Origin of the sequence: Planktothrix sp. PCC 11201 (assembly GCF_900009135.1) — a bacterium.
Lineage (GTDB): Bacteria > Cyanobacteriota > Cyanobacteriia > Cyanobacteriales > Microcoleaceae > Planktothrix.
The window spans coordinates 1-17,810 of sequence record NZ_LT797695.1 but is presented as its reverse complement, the minus strand read 5'-3'; the positions used below and the strand labels follow the sequence as shown (position 1 = coordinate 17,810).

The window sequence follows — 17,810 nt, the reverse complement described above, 5'->3', positions numbered from 1 at the left end:
CTATCAATAGTAGGGGTAATTCATGAATTACCCCTACATCTAGGGTTACATCCCCAAATTTGCGTAAGTCCTGTCTGCGTCATCCTGTTAAATCCGTGATCGGGAATGAGTAATACTTATAGATTTTTAAGAGACACTTTAAATAATTACAATTTCTGTAGGATTACTATAGTATTTCTTTAACTGATAACTGGTACGGGCGGGTTCTTTTAGATCTTCGTTAGTTACCCTAAATCTCGATGAACCCGCCCCTACAACTGATGACTGATTAAGCTGATTCTAATTGATCCAATCTTAACCAAATATTAGGGGTAGGAACCTGTCCAAATTTCACCAAAGCGTAGTCCCCCCGTAATTCCATAATCTCCCCTTTTGTCTCAAAAATATAAGCAGAAAATCGAGGATCACTCGCTTTTGCTTCTAAGCTGTTTTCTAACTTTTCCCGAACCGCGTGAACAAAATCACCTTTTTTAATGGCCATAACTCGTTAACTTCCAGTGTTGATCAAATCTTCTCCCAATTTTAAGGGTTGATCGGGGTATCCGAGCAACTCCTTCCTTCGTGTCTTTGTGCCTTTATGATTCCCTACATCCCACCAAAATCTTGCTCCTAATGCTGACATTTTGGGCAAAAATGAGCCGACCGCCCGGCAAGTTTCAAACGTTCAATGGGGGTTTCACAGACCCGACAAGGTTCTCCCGTACGGTTATAAACCCAAGCTGTCCCCCCATAGTTGCCATTCACCCCTTGAACATTCAGGAAGTTACGAATAGTTGTGCCACCCACCTCAATACTGGTTTTCAATACCTGAATAATATGGTGATGTAGCCGTTCGAGTTGGGGACGAGTCAAGGCACTACAGGGGGTGGTAGGAGAAATTCCACTTAAAAATAGAGACTCATCCGCGTAGATATTCCCGACTCCAGCCACCAAACTTTGATCCAAAAGAGCCGATTTAATTAGGCGTTGACGTTTTTTAAATTGTTCCTGTAAATATTCAACGGAGAATTCTGAAGCGAAAGGCTCTGGGCCTAAATGGTTTAACCCGGTAATAATACTAGAAACTTCTTGACCGGGCGGCACCCACCAAATTTTCCCAAAGGTGCGTTGATCAACAAATCTCAACTCTCGGTTTTCCGCAAAAAATAAACGAATCCTGGTGTGCTTTTGTAGGGGGTCTTGGGGGTGAACCCATAATAGTTGACCCGTCATGCGTAAATGAACCCCTAACCAGCCTCCAGAGGTTCTCTGGGCATCTAATTGAACCAATTCGGCTAGTAAATATTTGCCTCGACGATGCCAAGCCGCGATCGCCACTCCAGTTAAACCCTGCAAAAATTCATCAATGGAAAAGGGGTAGGCGAGAGTGCGCTGAAGCAACACTTCACCCCCCACAATTGTTTGGTTCAAGGTCACTTGATTTAGACCTTGCCTAACGGTTTCAACTTCCGGTAATTCCGGCACAGGCTATTTTTTAGCGGCGGGTGCGGATTTTTTAGCGGCAGCTTTGGGAGCTTCCACTTCCAACAGTTCGCTCACGGCAAAGTTGTTGGTATTGATACCGGAGTAGTTCACTTTATCAAAGCGAACAATCGCAGCATATTTGATGCCACTGGCGTCTACAGAAGCAACTGTACCTACTTCTTGATACCAGTAGGACTCTTTGCGTAGGACACGAACTTTAGAACCACGTTGAACCATTGGTTTTTCTTCCCCTTTTCAATCAAAAAACGGATAAAGACGTTTAATAAACCCAGGGTACTACTGGATTGGCTGTCTAGGTTGATTTAAGTCTTTAAGTTTTATTGCTAACCTAGTTATTGTCCCCTGGAAAGGCACATATGGGGTGCATTCTTTCTATTCCCCATTCTCCATTCCCCACTATACTTTTTGGCCATCACGGAAACTACCTGGAAAGCGTTTGCCTTTGGCATCAATAATCGTTCCTTGGCCATGGGGAACCCCGCCGCGAAATTCACCTTCAAAGCGAGTTCCGTTGGCAAAAGTACAGGTTCCCTTGCCATCGAGTTGTTGATTAAAAAACTGTCCCTGACAGCGAGTGCCATTGGTGCGGGTGAATACTCCTTGACCAAAGGGAGATCCGGCAAAGAATTCTCCCTCATAGCGATCGCCATTGACATAGATAAACTGTCCGCGACCACTGGGTTGACTGCTGACCGTTCCGCCCCCTACTTCCCGCACCAGTTTAAACGTGCCAATATAGCGATCGCCATTAGCAAAAATTACCGTCCCCTGGGTAATATTGCCATCCTTGAATACCCCAACAATCCGGTCATCATTAGCAAAAATGAATACCCCTTGTCCATTCGGTAAACCATTGCGAAATTGTCCTTCATAGCGATCGCGGTTGGCATAAACCATAATCCCTTGACCGTCCGGTTTACCATTAACAAAACTTCCCTTATAGTTATCTCCTCCCTCATAGTTACATTTAACAATTCCCGTCGGTAACTGTCCTTCACAAACCGGAGGGCGTTTTCCTTCAGCTTTTTGTTCTGCAAGAGAAGGTAGAGGATGATTAATACTAATAACCACCGCTAAACTCGATAGAGTTAGCGCCAAAAAACTCCACTTTCGGATTGAATAAACCATGGTTACTCCCAACCTTTTCTTATGAAAAAAACATACAAATTTCTCCAGATTAGATCCATCCTACTCAACCAGAGTGAACTGCCGAAGATCGCAGACTAATATTATTAATCTTGGGATCAGCAGGTGGAATAGCACCTACAGATTTAGCAATCTCAATGCCATTTTGTTCAAAAATAACAACAGGTTCACCACCAGTATCAAACTTGACTCGTTTAACCAGAACTTGGCCATTAGACACACGCTGTCCCACATTCACATAACGACTGGTAGGTTCGGCAGGAGCCCTGAGAATAATTTTAGTTTGATTTCCCACCTGCAATACCCCGGTCACTTCCATCCCCCGAGCTAAGTCTGTAGATGGGGGTGGGGGAACAAAAGGTTGGACGGGGGGAGGGGGTGGATTAGGATCACGCCAGGATGGGGGTGTAGGTGTATTGGGAATGGCAGGTAAATCAGGGACTTGGGCGATCGGTAAACCGGGCAGAGTGGGTACGCTTCTCCCAGGCCCAACCAATTGAGGTTTGGATGTTGTCGCTCTGCCTCCCCCCGCAGTTGCGGGTCTTCCAGGAGTAGCTATCCCAGTACCCCCAGTAGTTGCGGGTCTTCCAGGAGTAGCCACCCGATTATTAGGTACGGGAGTGGCACTCGCAGAGACCCAGCGAATGGGAGCTTCACTTACCGTTAATTTAGGCAGGTCTGGTACAGCCCGAGTAGCCTGTTTCGGTACGGGTGGTGCTTCTCCCACTTCAGGAGCAGGCTGGAAAATAGATGGAGGCAAAACCGCAAACGGATCGATACCCACCGCAGAAGGAGCCGTTGTTGTTAAGGGTGCAGTAGGAATTGCCGTCGAAGGTTTACCCAGGAGACGTAACCGTTCCTCTGGATTGGTCGATTGAATCAAACCCGCACCCGCAGCCACGTTTGACTGTTCTTTGACCACAGGATTTTGAAAGGGAGGTATTTGTCCTGGGGTCGGGGTTTTATTGGGAGTCGGCGAAGCTACGGCCGCTGGAGAAGTTGCAGGAGAACTCGTTGGACTCGGAGTGGTGGCAGTTTCTTCAGGTTTAGAACCGCATCCCCCTAACCCAACTGCAAAAATACCGATGGAGAATAGAAACCAAAATTGACGCATTGCCAGTCTCCAAAACAAAGTTGATATATATACTAATTTAAGGATAGTTCAAAAAACCATAGACAAATATCTCAGTCTAAATCTAAAAAACGGGCTTTACTAGTGTAGGAATCTTCCTGTTCCCTGACATAAATCCCTTGAAGTTCTGCTTTATACTGAAAAATAGTCAATTTTAGTCTAATTGAGAAGGACAAAATAACAATGCCTTTATCTGTTGGGACAGATGCCCCTGCCTTTACCGTCAAAGATACGAATGGGAATACCGTTTCTCTATCTGACTTCCCAGGTAAAACCGTTGTCCTGTATTTCTATCCTAAAGATGATACCCCCGGTTGCACCAAACAAGCCTGTAGTTTCCGCGATAACTATACGGAATATGAAGGCAAAGATATTGTGGTTTTGGGGGTGAGCACAGATGATGAATCTTCCCACCAACAATTCACGAAAAAATATAGTTTACCCTTCCCCTTATTAGCCGATACTGACAAAGCGATTACAATAGCTTATGATGTGGATGGCGGTGGCTATGCTAAACGGGTTACTTACGTTATTGATGCCAACGGTAAAATTATTCACGTTGATGCAGCCGTTAAAACCGAAACCCACGCCCAAGATATTTTAGCGTTTGTAGGTGGTTAATTGTAGTCAAAATTATCCGTGTTTCTAAGATAGCCGCCCATAGAATTTTCTGGGGCGGCTATCTTACTAATTTTAAACCCTTTATTCAATTAGATCATGGAGTTGTAAACATGGTAACTTATCTCGGCCCAAAAGATATTCTGATTGATCAACCCGTTGTTTTAGTCGGAACTTATGATCCCCAAAAATATCAAACTGTGGAGGTTATTGCAGAAGATAAATATGTTTTGACCGTTGATTTTAATGCGAAAGCCGGAATTTGGTCTGTGAGCTTGGAAAATGGATTTAATACGGCTGGAAAACGATGGTTAAGACTTCAGGGAAAAGATAATCAAAATAATATAATAGCTGATTCTGTGATTGATTTAATTGTCAATCAAGAAGGGATAAATACCCAATCTGCCTATACGCTTATTCCCCAAAAAGACACGTTATTAAAAATTCAGCCCATTGATTCTTCTCAATTAAATGATCAACAAAAACAATCCTTTAAACTCGGGGAAAGTTTGGTTGTAGATACCATAGAATTAGTTAATGATCATCTCAAGTTAGAACTGCATAACCCCTTACCAAATTTAGGTAAATTTGTTTATGTTTATCAACCCCATATTGTAGTCACAAAAGGCTCAAAACTCCTCTGGTTTAATCAAAATCAACTCCCGGAGCATAGTCCTGGGAATCAACTCCTCTGGGTGACACAAACCACTCCTTTAAAAATGAAACCCGATGATTTATCTCAGTTAGCATCGGATCAATTTATTGAAATACCTCAAGGCAGTGCTTATCCTATTATTGGATACGCCTGTGTTGCCGATCATTTTCGCGTCACTCTCAATCAACAATTCCCCAGTTTTGGTCAATCTGGATATCTCTATCGCCACCACGTTAAAATCCTAGAAAATACTCAAGAAATTGCCTTTGATAATAACGCAATTACCTGCATGATTATTAATACTACACCCTTAAAAAAACGTCCAATTGATTCGGCTTATCTGGAATCCTCCGAAAAAATTACCCTTCCGGCTGGAATGATTTATGGCATCCAAAGTTATACGTCAGAATCCGGTCATATTAAAGTGACTTTAACCGAAAATTTTCCCGATTTTGGAAATACTGGATATTTGTATCCCGATTTTATTACCTTGAGTCGGGGGAATCTTCCCTTAATAGTAAATAAAACCTTAACCTATCAAGGAGCAACAGAAGTTTTAGTCAATACACCCGTGGTATTAAAAGGCACATTTGATCCTAATACCACCGCAGAAATTACTTTATTTGCAGAAGATCGCTATGCTTTTAATATTAATTTAGACTGGGAAAAAAGCACCTGGGAAACTCAAGTAAATCAAGGATTTAGCGATGCGGGATATCGTTGGTTACGATTAAAAGCCATTGACTCCCAAGGGAATGTTACCGCCAGTCGAGTGATTAATATTACGGTTAGTGAAAATCCTATGACCGTTGGAGAATCCTTAACTTTAGAAATCCTTGAGGATACCTTATTTAAAATTGTTCCCTTTGATTCATCTTCCTTAAATCAACAGCAAAAAGTGGCAATTAAAGCTGGTCAGACCTTCAAAGTTTTAAAATACGGTTTGGTGGACGGTCATCTAAAAATTGTCTTAGAAAATGCGATTCCTCCGGTGGGAAATTTTGGTTATATTTATACAAATAATTTGAGATTGAAGAAAGGATCGGAAGTATTTCGCTTTGATGTTGAGGAAGTTCCCGATACCGATGTTAATGCCCAAATGTTGGTTGTAGAAACCACAAAAATCAAAGCTCAACCTGTCGATTCTTCTAATTTAGAACCTCGACAATTTGAACAATTATTATTAGGACAAACCTTTGCCATTAAGGGTTACGCTTCAATTAAGGGGCATTTTCGAGTCACTTTAGCCCAATCTATTCCTAATTTTGGCACAGTAGGTTATGTCTATTGGCAGCACGTTAAATTGATTCGAGAGGGTCAACAAATTACTTATGATCCTGATGCGATTACTTTAACTGTTTTGGAAAAAACCGTCTTGAAAAAACAGCCAATTGATTCTAGTCAACTCAAAGAAATCGACCGCACAAGTTTACCCCTAGGACGGGTTTATGGCGTAAAAAGTTATAGCCTAGAAAATAACCATATTAAGGTTTCTCTTTTGGAAGAATTGCCTAATTTTGGGAATACGGGTTATATCTTTCCTCAGTATGTCAAATTCAAGCGGGGAGGACGAGTTTTTAACCCCCTACCGCCTCAAGTTGAATTAAATGTACCCTACTTTTCTCAACGAGATAATCCCCGTTTTTATTGGTCTACTTGTAATGTTACGTCTATTGCCATGGTGATGTATTATCATGGCGTGCGGCCGAAATGGGGCGGACAATTAGAAGATGAATTATTACAATGGTGTTTTAATTATGCCGGAACCGGGTCACAAACCGATCATAATGTATTATCTGCTTTAATTCGGGCCTATGGATTTAAAACTAGTTTTAGCACGACTCGATATTGGTCAGATTTGAAAAATGAATTGATTAATCGTCGTCCGGTTGTAATTGGTGTAGATACGACTCCATCGGGTCATATTATAACAGTTATTGGCTATAATAGTCAGGGATATATTGTTAATGATCCTTGGGGAGATGCCTATACCGGTTATTCTAATACCGAGGGTCGGCGGATTATTTATTCCTCGGGTTATATGGATCAAGTTGCCGGGCCAGATGGTTCGGTTTGGGCACATTTTATTGTACCTTAATGAACTGTAGGGGCGGGTTATATATTAATCTTTGATATCCACAAATAACCTTAATAAACCCGCCCAACCCCACCCTAAAAATTCAATATAAATCTTCAAATTGAAATTCGATTAAGAAAGAGGGCAGGTTTATAGCATTTTTTGCGGGTATCAAAGATTAATTTGGAACCTGCCCCTACGGTGCTGATTTTTAGGATAAAAACAGTTTATAGGCTGGGTTTTTATTCTCATCCCAATAGCGATAACCCAAGGTTTCTAAAAAGGCTTGCCATTCTCCCATTTCTTCGGGAGGAACTTGCATTCCTACCACAATTCTGCCATAATCTGACCCATTATTCCGATAGTGAAATAAACTAATATTCCAGTTAGGACTCATCGAACAAACAAACTTCATTAACGCCCCCGGACGTTCGGGAAATTCAAAGCGATAGAGTAATTCATGATGGGCTAAAGCCGACCTTCCTCCGACCATGTGTCGCAGGTGTAATTTAGTCAGTTCATCATCGGTTAAATCAATGGTTTTAAATCCATTTTCCTCAAAATATTCGATGATTTGTGCCGCATCTTCCCGATTTTTAATCTGCATTCCGACAAAAATATGGGCTTCTTTTTCATCGGCAATACGATAGTTAAATTCGGTTAAATTGCGTTTCCCAATACATTCACAAAACTTCCGCAAACTACCCGGTTCTTCGGGAATAGTTACAGCAAAAATTGCCTCTCGGCGTTCTCCAAATTCGGCCCTTTCTGCTACAAATCGCAGGCGGTCAAAATTCATATTGGCCCCACAAGCAATCGCAATTAAGGTTTCTCCTTGAATTTTTTCTCTTTCTACATAGGCTTTAGCTCCCGCTATGGCTAAGGCTCCCGCCGGCTCTAAAATTGAACGGGTATCCTCAAAAACATCTTTAATTGCTGCACAGGTATCATCCGTATCAACTAATATAATTTCATCCACATATTCTTGACATAAACGGAAGGTTTCTTCCCCCACTTCTCGCACCGCGACCCCATCGGCAAATAATCCCACCTGTGATAATTTAACTCGATGTCCGGCTTTTAAAGATTGTGACATGGCATCCGCATCAACGGGTTCAACACCAATAATTTTAATTTCAGGACGTAATCTTTTAATATAAGCGGCAATTCCAGAGATTAATCCCCCCCCACCAATAGCCACAAAAATTGCATGAATCGGTTGTTGATATTGGCGTAAAATTTCCATCCCAATTGTACCTTGTCCAGCAATCACATAGGGGTCATCAAAAGGGTGAATAAAAGTTAATCCTTTTTCGGTTTCGAGTTGACGAGCATAGGCACAAGCTTCATCAAAAGTATCCCCATATAATACGACTTCACCCCCTCTAGCTTTGACAGCATTTATTTTAACTTGAGGGGTGGTTACAGGCATGACAATAATCGCTTTTGTGCCTAATTTAGATGCACCTAAAGCCACACCTTGGGCATGATTTCCCGCCGATGCAGCGATAACTCCTTTCTTTAATAAATCGGGGGGAAGATAAGCCATTTTGTTATAAGCTCCCCGCAATTTGAAGGAAAAGACAGACTGCATATCTTCTCGTTTCAAGAGTAGTTTATTATTCAGCCGGGCTGATAGGTTGGGAGCGGATTCTAGGGGTGTTTCTTGGGCAACATCATAAACACGGGCGGTGAGAATTTGTACTAGGTAATCGCAAAGCATGGGGTTGAAACCGAAGCAAGAAGTGAGACATAATAATTGTACAGGATCTGGAACCCTATTTTTTATTTTAATAAAAATGGGCGATCGCTTAATTTTAAATTTTGATAAAGAATTCCTGATTTTTTATCGACCTGGAGTAACATTATAGGTATCAAATAGAAGGTTGAAACGCTGATTTATGGATAAATCCATTGTGCAGTTGGTTGATGAACTTCCCACCGATAATATTACGGTGAAAGTGTTGAATGCCATTGATTATTTAATGCCGGGACAGTGGACAAATTTAGTCGGATTTGACAATAGTATCCGAACAATTACTGGAGAAACGGATGCTCAGGTGATCCAAAGAATTCGAGATCGGGCTGTGGTCTTATATCATGATCCTAAATATGGGTATCAATCGGCGGTTCAAATTTATCAAACCATTGATACGGCGGATGTGGCTATCGGAACGGCAGCCTTAGCCAATAAGATAGGAGAAAAAATCAGTTTTCTGTCTATTTTAAGCAATATTACGCCTAAACCTGAAGTGCTTCAAAGCTTTGATTTAGCCTTGAAAATTGCGGCGGAAATTATTGCTTTTTGTAAGTTAAATGGCATTCCCCAACCCAACCCCCAGGAATTTGTTAAAGCCCTCAATAATAACTATCAAGATGCGGCTTTAATGCGGATGGGGGCTTTAGTTTGTTTAGATGGTTTGTTACCTTTAGGCCCCAATTTCTTGAGTAAAATTCATCAAACTATTGCCCAAGCAGATACCACTATTTTAACACAAAATCCGGTATTTGCATCCCTGAGTAATTTTATTCCTGGGGGTACGCCCTCGGATAAATTGGGTTTTATTAACCAAGGGTTTAATGCGGTTCAAGACTGGATTAATAATCTAGTGACTAAAACCGGAATTACACCGGAATCAATTTTCAACGCTTTAGGAAATTGTATTCAAATTGCGGATGATAATTTGGATTTTGTCGCGGCATTTATTGATCAAAGCACGAATTATTATCAACATACGGGGATTCAAACCGTTGCACGGAAGGTGATTTTACAAGCTCAAGACTCTGTAAAATCGGAATTACCTACTACAATTCCGTCGGTTAATTCTAATCCTTCATCGGCTTCTGTCGCTTCTAGTTCTACTCAATATACTGTTGGTCAAACCGTGGAAGTTTGGGATGGTGAGGAAGAAGATTGGTATGAAGCAACGATTCAGAAAGTGAAAGAAACGGAGTATTTTGTTCATTATACGGGTTATGGTTCATCGGAGGATGAATGGGTGAATGCGGGTGATGTTCGGGTTCGAGATCATGGTACAACCGATGATAATGGATATGCTATTGGTCAAAAGGTAAAGGTGTGGGATGAGGAGCAGGAAGAATGGTATTCTGCCATTATTGAAAAAACCGAAGGAAATCAATATTATGTTAATTATATTGATTATGATGACTCCTATAATGAATGGGTGGATGCGGACGAAATTAGTTAACCCATTGTTGAGAATTTGACCCGATTACAGTTCCCAAATAACCCGCTCGGGCGGGTTTAATTTTATGATTATTTTTGCCTAGATTCATTCAATATTAATATGGAATCTCAAAACAGTTATCCTTGTCGCTGTTGTGGCTATTTAACCCTAACAGAAGAACCTCCCGGGACTTATCTTATCTGTCCGATTTGTTTTTGGGAGGATAATGAAGATATCGATAATTGGAGTATTTGGACGGGTTCTAATCAAGTGAGTTTACGTCAAGCTCAAAAGAATTTTTTAGAGTTTGGAGCGTGTGAATTAGAATGGTTAAAGGATGTGCGATCGCCAACGGTTGATGAGGCTAGAAACCCGAATTGGGAACCGATAGAGGTTAGGGCAGAAAGAGAGGCTTTATTATTAATTGAAAAAATTAGAACCGCATTTTTAGAGGTACAGCTAGAAGATGGAATTACACTCCATGAAGCTCGCGCCCTTGATGATTATAGAGATACGGAAAAGGCTAGAATTATTGATTGTCATATCCATTGGTTAGATATTCCTGATAGCTGGATTGAAGATTTTTATGAGGCTTTTTCCTTTTTAGATGCCAAGGGATTCAGACATTATATTCCAGCTTATATGATTTGGTGTCTGAAAAATTATGAACATACAACCTCTGCATCTTTTGACTCTACTCTTTATGTTCTGGAGCGTATTTTTAAGACTGAAGATGAGTATTATCGTCCCAAGTTTAACATTTTAAATCAAGTACAATTAGAAGTGATTCAAGAATTTATGAATTTTATGAAAATTTATAGTCCGGGTTAATATGATCCAGCAAGGAACCGAACTTGATTATAATAATTGTTGAGCAAATGCGATCGCTTCTTCAATTGTCGTGATTTTCCCTTCAATTTGTCCTAACTGAATTTCCAATAAAAGTTCTCCAATTTTAGGACTTGGACGTAATTTTAACGCCTCCATTAATTCATTCCCCGTTAACAATAATTGAGGATAGGCGATGGGATCATGGGGGTTGAGATAACGATTAATTAAAGGGGAAAGATGGTCTAAGGAAAACCCAGCCGCCATCGCTCTCACAATTACGGCTGGAAATAAAATTCCTAACCCTTGGAATAAAAAATATTGCTCTCTTAAAGATAAAGCTCTGGTTTTCAAGGGATAAATTTGTGATAGACCCTTGAGAATTGCTAAAATACTTTTTAACTCTATTTTACTAAACTTTAACTCTAGTAATTCTGCTTCAGCTAAAGTTAGATTCTGATTAAATAAACAACTTAATTTTGCGATTCCCAAAATCGATATTTTTAAACTTTCCCGTAATCCTTGGGATAATTCCTGGGAGAATTGGGGGTTAATTTTTCCTAACTGTGTAGCAGCTAAATCCATTTGGGATAGGTGCTGAAACTGTTGATTTCCACTCTTAAACCAAGGAGAAATTAAGCCAACATCCCAGGCTTTTTGTATCCAGTCTGTCGCGTTAGGAGTATTGAATAAATAAACTAATTCCGTGCGAATTCGCTCAACTGCAACCCGACTTAATAAGGGAGCTAATGCTTGAATAGTAGCCTTTGTTTCCGCCTCAATTTCAAATCCTAATTGCGCCGCTTGACGGTATCCCCTTAATAATCTTAAAGGATCATCCTGTAAATTTTCAGGGGAAATCATTTTAATTAAACGCCGTTGTAAATCTTCTTGACCCTTGTTAGGATCAATAAAAGTTTGCGTAAATGGATCAAAAGCGATCGCATTCACCGTAAAATCCCGGCGACGCAAATCCTGTTCTAAACTATTACCTTCCGCTTGAGCAAAGTCAACTGTTATGTTTTTAAATACAACCCGAGCAATTTGCCGTTCCGCATCCAATAACACAAAACCAGCGCCATAATATTGAGCTAGGGTGCGTGCTGTTTTCACCGCATCTTGTAACAGGACAAAATCCAAATCCAAATCCGTTACGGTGCGACCCACTAACCCATCTCGCACAGCACCCCCGACTAAATAGGCGGGTTGCGGTAACTGACTCAGTTCAAACGGCCAACGGGCGGGAGAGAATACATCGGGTAAAGCGTCAGACATGGCAATAAAAATCAGCGAGAGAGTTTGTGCCCGTTTAGAGCTACCTAAGTTAAATTAACATCAAAGGGATGGGCAATTGTTTCCGTCCTGGGCAAATACAGAGGAGAAAATTATGTGTATTTGTGTGAATTGTTATTATGTGGATGACTGTACCACCTACCACGCCGTAGAAACTCAGCATCAAGAACGTCATTTGACTGAAAATCCCAGCTTTGAACCGACCGAACCCACCATTAATGTCAATATTCGTACCCCGAATAACCAAGATATTGAAATAGAATGGGATGTAGTCGGATGTCTAAGTTTTAAAGCAGAAAACGGTAAATGGGCAAAATTACGACCCGGGGAATTAATTCCGACTTAATCAGTCTGAGTTGATCCCCCCTAGCCCCCCTTGAGAAAGGGGGAATTAGAGATCAAAGTTCCCCTTTAATAAGGGTAAATTAGAGATCAAAGTTCCCCTTTAATAAGGGTAAATTAGAGATCAAAGTCCCCCTTATTAAGGGGATTTAGGGGGATCTAACCTCGGGAAAAAACAGGGGTTTTAAAATCAGGTCAAACTTTCATGTAAAGTAAATGAGTTATTGTTTTAATCCGAATTGTTCTAATCCACAGAATTCTGATGATGGCAAGTTTTGTCAACAGTGTGGTTCTAAATTATTACTGAATTCTGTTTCTGATCAGGGTGAATCTGTCATTTATCGAGGGATACAGTTAATTGGACAGGGGGGATTTGGGCGCACATTTTTAGCGGTTGAGGAGAGTCAAACCGTAACCTCCGATTGTGTGATTAAACAATTTTTTCCTCAAAGTAGAAATATAGAAAAAGCCACGGAATTCTTTCAACAAGAAGCCGAACGATTACAAACCTTGGGACAGCATCCCCAAATTCCCAAGGGTTTAGGTTATTTTCAACAAGAGGGCTATCAATATTTAGTTCAAGAGTTTATAGAAGGTAAAAATTTAGCTCAGGAGTTGCAAGAAAAGGGAGCTTTTGATCAAGAAAAAATTATGGTTATTTTAAAGGATTTATTGCCAGTTTTACAGTTTATTCACGAGCATAAAGTTATTCATAGAGATATTAAACCTGAAAATATTATTCGTCGATTTGATGACCCAAAAACTACCGGAAATTTGGTTTTAGTGGATTTTGGAGCCGCTAAATTAGTCACCGGGGGAATGCTTCCCAAAACTGGAACTGTAATTGGCAGTGCGGCCTATACCGCCCCGGAACAATTAATGGGAAAAGCGGTTTTTGCCAGTGATTTATATAGTTTAGGGGTGACTTGTATTCATTTAATGACTAATGTTCCGCCCTTTGATTTGTTTGATAGCACGGAAGGAAATTGGGTTTGGCGAGATTATTTGAAAACCCCTGTTAGTGATCCATTAGGTTCTATTTTAGATAAAATGTTGCAGGGGGCAACCCGTTACCGCTACCATTCGGCGGCGGCAATATTACAACAGATTAATCCTAAACCGGATTATGTTACCCCTATGCCGGGATTAATAATTAATTCGGAAATTGGGTTTAAACCGTTATCAAAACAGCCTAAATTAATTAGTCCTTCCCCAGCTATTTCTGTTGATAAAATTCCCCCGGGAAAACCTATTAATAAAATCACTCAAATTCAAGAGGCAATTCAAAAGCGTTTAGAACCCCATGGAATTGTTCAGGTACAGGTGAATAAAACTCAGATAAATCAGTTGACAATTGTTTTAAATCGAGATGAGGAGAGAGAGATTAAATATAAACATTTAGTACCTATAATTGGTTATGAATTAACTAATTTTCAACTAAATACGATTGATAAAGTTAAAATTTTGGGACGGGTAAATAATAGCGAGGTTCCTGAATGGCAATCTTCGTTAAAAGTAGACCGAAAAACCCAGTGGAAGAATACAATTATTAGATTTCAAAATAATAACGTTTCATCCCAATTATCCAAAATCAAAACTCCCGCATTCTGGATTGACCAAATCCAAAGGCGAGAGTTTTGGATAGATGGGTTAATGATGGCGATGATTGTCTTTATTTTTGCTGATAAAATTATTATCTTAAAACCGATAATATCGTTATTAATTGCGGGGGGATTTTGGGGGGTTAAATATCTGGTCAATCGTGCCTATCCCTTGAATGTCAATCAACTATTTATCACAATCACTACTTTGTTTTTGGTGTTCGGCTGGTTAGACTTAAGAATTTGGGTGCAGGGATCTTTTGGTATAATATTAGCAGGTTTATTTATGTCCATGCCTATTTTCTTTTCTCGTCATTCCTCTTAACCTACCCTTAAACAACGTGCCATCAATTCCCTTTCAACCCAGTTACGGTTTGGCTATCCATACCAGTAGTCCAGATTTGGGATTAGCAATCAGTAATTTTCAGGATGTTAAACGCTGTCAATCCTGGGCGTTAGGACGGGATTTATCCACCCACTTACACCAGTATTTATCAGACTTTATTCAGCCTCAAACTTGGTCGGATTTAGCCTGGATTGCGGTGGCTAAAGGGCCAGGAAGTTTTACCGGAACTCGGATTGGGGTAGTTACTGCCCGTACCCTAGCCCAACAGTTGAAGATCCCTGTTTTTGCAATTTCTAGTTTAGCTGCGATCGCCGAAAAAGAACAATTTTACTTGATACAAAACCCAGATAAAAATTCAGTTATTGCCTTAGAAATGCGAGCGCAAAGAGGTCAACTTTTTGTAGCAATTTATGGTAAAAATAGAGAAGCCAATTTAGGTGTAGTTCCCCTATTAACCGATAGGGTCATGTCCCCTCAACAGTGGGAACAAACTTTAGCCTCTTGGGACAATCCCTATCATCGGGTGCAGATAGAATCAGGGTTAGGAGAAACCGCCATCCAATTACTAGAACTAGGGTATTTATATGGGAAATCAGGAAAACAATCCCACTGGTCAGAAGCTATACCCTATTATGGACAACATCCCGTAAAACTCTAATAAAATTTTCAGGAAAAATGTAATGTTTAGCACGATTTATGCTCCTGAGTATTGGACAGATTTATTCCGTAACTTAGCAATCAATAACCTCCTAATTCAAGCTCCGCCCGCTCCAGAAGTGGCAACCCAAATAAATATCTTACAGGCATTTTTTTTGGGATTAATTCAAGGAATAACGGAATTTTTACCCATTAGTAGTACCGCCCATTTAAAAGTCATTCCAGTCCTGTTAGGATGGGGAGATCCAGGCAGTGCTTTTACCGCCATTATTCAGTTAGGAAGTATTGCGGCGGTGGTTTGGTTTTTTTGGCGGGATTTAACTCAAGTGGTCAAGGGTTTCTGGCAAGCAATTCAAAAAAAAGATTATGATTCCTTAGACTTCCGTTTGGCATTAGGAGTGATTTTAGGGACAATTCCAATTGTATTTTTTGGGTTTCTAGTTAAAGTCCTAATTCCCGATTATGATAACTCTCCCTTACGGAGTATGGGAGTAATTGGTACCGCTTCTATTGTGATGGCATTTTTATTAGGATTAGCAGAAAAAATAGGCAGCAGAAAACGTGATTTTGAACACCTAATACCGCGAGATGGAATATTAATGGGATTGGCACAAACCTTAGCCTTAATTCCAGGAGTATCTCGTTCAGGTTCTACCATTACCGCCGGATTATTCTTGGGTTTAGAACGAGCTACCGCCGCTCGATTTTCGTTTTTATTAGGAATTCCAGCTATTACCTTAGCCGGAATTGTAGAATTAAAAGCGGTGTTCGTTGATGGAATTGGGAATATACAAATATTTCCTCTGTTGGTGGGTTTAATTTCTGCCACGATTTTTTCCTATTTATCCATTGCCTGGTTAATTCAGTATTTACAGAAAAAAAGTACCTGGATTTTTGTTTGGTATCGTCTCGCCTTTGGAGTTGCTATTCTAACTGCGGTATTAGGAGGTGCATTAAAAAATATTTAGTTTAAAATTATAATCCCGTAGAGACGTGCCACGGCGCGTCTCCGTATTCGTAATTCGTAATTCGTAATTCCCTATGATTAATCCCGCTAAAATTACAACAGTATTACCCGATTCCATCGCCGCAGAAATTGGCTTTGAACCCGGAGATGCCATTATTTCTATTAACGGACAACAACCCCGTGATTTAATTGATTATCAATTTTTGTGTGCCGATGAATTTTTAGAATTAGAAGTATTAGATACCCGGGGAAAAAGCCATAAAATCGAAATCGAAAAAGACTATGATCAGGATTTAGGATTAGAATTTCAATCCGCTTTATTTGATGGGTTAATTCAATGTAATAATCGCTGCCCCTTTTGTTTTATTGATCAACAACCCCCCGGAAAACGGGAAACTCTCTATCTGAAAGATGACGATTATCGCCTAAGTTTTCTCTATGGTTCCTATTTAACCTTAACCAATTTATCGCCAAAAGAATGGGATAGAATTTCTCAAATGCGCCTTTCTCCCCTGTATGTTTCCGTTCACGCCACCGAACCAGAAATCAGGATTCAGTTATTAAAAAATCCCAGAGCTGGACAAATTTTAGATCAACTCAAATGGTTCAAAAAAAATCGCTTACAAATTCATGCTCAAGTCGTTGTTTGCCCCGGAATTAATGATGGAAAACACCTAGAACAAACCATTTTAGATTTAGCCCAATTTCATCGCGGCAGAATCCCGACTGTTGCCTCCATTGCCGTTGTTCCAGTGGGGTTAACTCGCTTTCGTCCCAATCAAGATGAATTAATTCCTGTTACCCCCGAAAAAGCCCAAGAAATTATTACCCAAGTTCAAACTTTACAACAAAAATTTCAACAGGAATTAGGGTCAACCTGTGTGTGGATTGCCGATGAACTCTTTTTAATTGCCGGGGCCGAATTACCCCCCGAATCCCACTATCAAGACTATCCTCAAATTGGTAATGGCGTGGGTTCCATTCGCAAATTTATCAAAGAATTTGAACAAGCGGTAAAAGACTATCCTCTGCAATCTTGTTCTACCCCCCGTCAGTTCACTTGGGTGGTGGGAAATGCGGTGGAAAAAGCCTTTCAACCTCTGGTAAACTCCTTAAATGAAATTTCAGGACTAACGGTAAATTTAGTTGCCTTAGCGAGTCAATATTGGGGTCAAGAAATTACCGTAACCGGTCTATTAACCGGACAGGATTTGCGACAAAAATTAACCGGAAAAATATTAGGAAATGGCATTTTATTACCCTCAGTCATGCTTAAACAGGGAGAAGCAATCTTTCTCGATGATATGACCGTGGCAGAACTCGCTGAACAACTGCAAATTCCGATTTTTCCCGTCAGTAATGTTCAGGAATTGCTCTCAATCGCCCTGGGGGATTAATAGTTATAGCAAGAGGCAATAGGGAATAGGCAATGGGCAATAGGTAAATACTTACTGTGAGCAGCTTTTAGCTTTCAA

16 protein-coding genes are annotated in these 17,810 nt (G+C 40.4%); 9 read left to right on the top strand and 7 right to left on the bottom strand.

Annotated elements, in window-relative coordinates; all coding sequences use genetic code 11:
- Positions 1-268: 268 nt before the first annotated feature.
- From PL11201_RS07955 to PL11201_RS07935, 5 genes are all read right to left on the bottom strand, one after another.
- On the bottom strand, positions 269-481 hold the full coding sequence (locus PL11201_RS07955; RefSeq protein WP_079678067.1) for an NAD(P)H-quinone oxidoreductase subunit O: 213 nt from the start codon (positions 479-481) through the stop codon (positions 269-271).
- A 128-nt stretch (positions 482-609) separates the two neighbouring features.
- Positions 610-1,464, bottom strand: a complete 855-nt coding sequence (locus tag PL11201_RS07950; RefSeq protein ID WP_079678066.1) for a DNA-formamidopyrimidine glycosylase — start codon at positions 1,462-1,464, stop codon at positions 610-612.
- Between the two features lie 3 nt (positions 1,465-1,467).
- Complete coding sequence (locus tag PL11201_RS07945) at positions 1,468-1,701, bottom strand: photosystem I reaction center subunit IV (RefSeq protein WP_079678065.1); 234 nt, start codon at positions 1,699-1,701, stop codon at positions 1,468-1,470.
- A gap of 180 nt (positions 1,702-1,881) precedes the next feature.
- Positions 1,882-2,613 carry an MORN repeat-containing protein gene (locus PL11201_RS07940; protein WP_079678064.1) on the bottom strand — a complete coding sequence of 244 codons (732 nt, stop codon included), beginning with the start codon at positions 2,611-2,613 and terminating at the stop codon, positions 1,882-1,884.
- Between the two features lie 64 nt (positions 2,614-2,677).
- Complete coding sequence (locus PL11201_RS07935; protein ID WP_079678063.1) at positions 2,678-3,745, bottom strand: hypothetical protein; 1,068 nt, start codon at positions 3,743-3,745, stop codon at positions 2,678-2,680.
- 201 nt (positions 3,746-3,946) lie between these two features.
- On the opposite strand from PL11201_RS07935, the gene PL11201_RS07930 reads away from it, so the two are divergent.
- On the top strand, positions 3,947-4,384 hold the full coding sequence (locus PL11201_RS07930) for a peroxiredoxin (RefSeq protein ID WP_079678062.1): 438 nt from the start codon (positions 3,947-3,949) through the stop codon (positions 4,382-4,384).
- Between the two features lie 110 nt (positions 4,385-4,494).
- On the top strand, positions 4,495-7,134 hold the full coding sequence (locus PL11201_RS07925) for a C39 family peptidase (protein WP_079678061.1): 2,640 nt from the start codon (positions 4,495-4,497) through the stop codon (positions 7,132-7,134).
- A gap of 190 nt (positions 7,135-7,324) precedes the next feature.
- Here PL11201_RS07925 and ilvA read toward each other — a convergent pair whose 3' ends face one another.
- On the bottom strand, positions 7,325-8,836 hold the full coding sequence (gene ilvA / locus PL11201_RS07920; protein WP_079678060.1) for a threonine ammonia-lyase, biosynthetic: 1,512 nt from the start codon (positions 8,834-8,836) through the stop codon (positions 7,325-7,327).
- A gap of 178 nt (positions 8,837-9,014) precedes the next feature.
- Here ilvA and PL11201_RS07915 point away from each other — a divergent pair, with 178 nt between their 5' ends.
- Together PL11201_RS07915 and PL11201_RS07910 are read left to right on the top strand one after the other, a co-directional pair.
- Positions 9,015-10,322, top strand: a complete 1,308-nt coding sequence (locus PL11201_RS07915; protein ID WP_079678059.1) for a Tudor-knot domain-containing protein — start codon at positions 9,015-9,017, stop codon at positions 10,320-10,322.
- A 99-nt stretch (positions 10,323-10,421) separates the two neighbouring features.
- Positions 10,422-11,132, top strand: a complete 711-nt coding sequence (locus PL11201_RS07910; RefSeq protein ID WP_079678058.1) for a DUF6714 family protein — start codon at positions 10,422-10,424, stop codon at positions 11,130-11,132.
- 27 nt (positions 11,133-11,159) lie between these two features.
- Here the strand turns inward: PL11201_RS07910 and PL11201_RS07905 are convergent, their stop codons facing one another.
- Positions 11,160-12,404, bottom strand: a complete 1,245-nt coding sequence (locus PL11201_RS07905) for a tRNA nucleotidyltransferase/poly(A) polymerase family protein (RefSeq protein WP_079678057.1) — start codon at positions 12,402-12,404, stop codon at positions 11,160-11,162.
- Positions 12,405-12,516: 112 nt separating this feature from the next.
- On the opposite strand from PL11201_RS07905, the gene PL11201_RS07900 reads away from it, so the two are divergent.
- The 5 genes from PL11201_RS07900 to PL11201_RS07880 all read left to right on the top strand — a co-directional run bounded on the left by PL11201_RS07900 (position 12,517) and on the right by PL11201_RS07880 (position 17,732).
- Entirely contained in the window at positions 12,517-12,768 is a 252-nt protein-coding gene (locus PL11201_RS07900; RefSeq protein ID WP_079678056.1) for a Ycf34 family protein, read from the top strand.
- A gap of 212 nt (positions 12,769-12,980) precedes the next feature.
- Positions 12,981-14,690, top strand: a complete 1,710-nt coding sequence (locus PL11201_RS07895; RefSeq protein WP_079678055.1) for a serine/threonine-protein kinase — start codon at positions 12,981-12,983, stop codon at positions 14,688-14,690.
- A gap of 16 nt (positions 14,691-14,706) precedes the next feature.
- Positions 14,707-15,369, top strand: a complete 663-nt coding sequence (gene tsaB / locus PL11201_RS07890) for a tRNA (adenosine(37)-N6)-threonylcarbamoyltransferase complex dimerization subunit type 1 TsaB (protein ID WP_234996640.1) — start codon at positions 14,707-14,709, stop codon at positions 15,367-15,369.
- A 22-nt stretch (positions 15,370-15,391) separates the two neighbouring features.
- Complete coding sequence (locus PL11201_RS07885; protein WP_079678053.1) at positions 15,392-16,336, top strand: undecaprenyl-diphosphate phosphatase; 945 nt, start codon at positions 15,392-15,394, stop codon at positions 16,334-16,336.
- Positions 16,337-16,409: 73 nt separating this feature from the next.
- The gene (locus PL11201_RS07880) at positions 16,410-17,732 is read left to right on the top strand and encodes a TIGR03279 family radical SAM protein (RefSeq protein ID WP_079678052.1); all 1,323 of its coding nucleotides are present in this window, start codon (positions 16,410-16,412) and stop codon (positions 17,730-17,732) included.
- Positions 17,733-17,810 lie beyond the last annotated feature (78 nt).

What these genes read in the sequence shown, in the direction of transcription:
- PL11201_RS07955 (WP_079678067.1), bottom strand. Translation starts at nt 481, where the DNA reads ATGGCCATTAAAAAAGGTGATTTTGTTCACGCGGTTCGGGAAAAGTTA.
- PL11201_RS07915 (WP_079678059.1), top strand. Translation starts at nt 9,015, where the DNA reads ATGGATAAATCCATTGTGCAGTTGGTTGATGAACTTCCCACCGATAAT.
- PL11201_RS07885 (WP_079678053.1), top strand. Translation starts at nt 15,392, where the DNA reads ATGTTTAGCACGATTTATGCTCCTGAGTATTGGACAGATTTATTCCGT.
- ilvA (WP_079678060.1), bottom strand. Translation starts at nt 8,836, where the DNA reads ATGCTTTGCGATTACCTAGTACAAATTCTCACCGCCCGTGTTTATGAT.
- PL11201_RS07880 (WP_079678052.1), top strand. Translation starts at nt 16,410, where the DNA reads ATGATTAATCCCGCTAAAATTACAACAGTATTACCCGATTCCATCGCC.
- PL11201_RS07910 (WP_079678058.1), top strand. Translation starts at nt 10,422, where the DNA reads ATGGAATCTCAAAACAGTTATCCTTGTCGCTGTTGTGGCTATTTAACC.
- PL11201_RS07900 (WP_079678056.1), top strand. Translation starts at nt 12,517, where the DNA reads ATGTGTATTTGTGTGAATTGTTATTATGTGGATGACTGTACCACCTAC.
- PL11201_RS07905 (WP_079678057.1), bottom strand. Translation starts at nt 12,404, where the DNA reads ATGTCTGACGCTTTACCCGATGTATTCTCTCCCGCCCGTTGGCCGTTT.
- PL11201_RS07930 (WP_079678062.1), top strand. Translation starts at nt 3,947, where the DNA reads ATGCCTTTATCTGTTGGGACAGATGCCCCTGCCTTTACCGTCAAAGAT.
- PL11201_RS07925 (WP_079678061.1), top strand. Translation starts at nt 4,495, where the DNA reads ATGGTAACTTATCTCGGCCCAAAAGATATTCTGATTGATCAACCCGTT.
- PL11201_RS07895 (WP_079678055.1), top strand. Translation starts at nt 12,981, where the DNA reads ATGAGTTATTGTTTTAATCCGAATTGTTCTAATCCACAGAATTCTGAT.
- PL11201_RS07935 (WP_079678063.1), bottom strand. Translation starts at nt 3,745, where the DNA reads ATGCGTCAATTTTGGTTTCTATTCTCCATCGGTATTTTTGCAGTTGGG.
- PL11201_RS07945 (WP_079678065.1), bottom strand. Translation starts at nt 1,701, where the DNA reads ATGGTTCAACGTGGTTCTAAAGTTCGTGTCCTACGCAAAGAGTCCTAC.
- PL11201_RS07940 (WP_079678064.1), bottom strand. Translation starts at nt 2,613, where the DNA reads ATGGTTTATTCAATCCGAAAGTGGAGTTTTTTGGCGCTAACTCTATCG.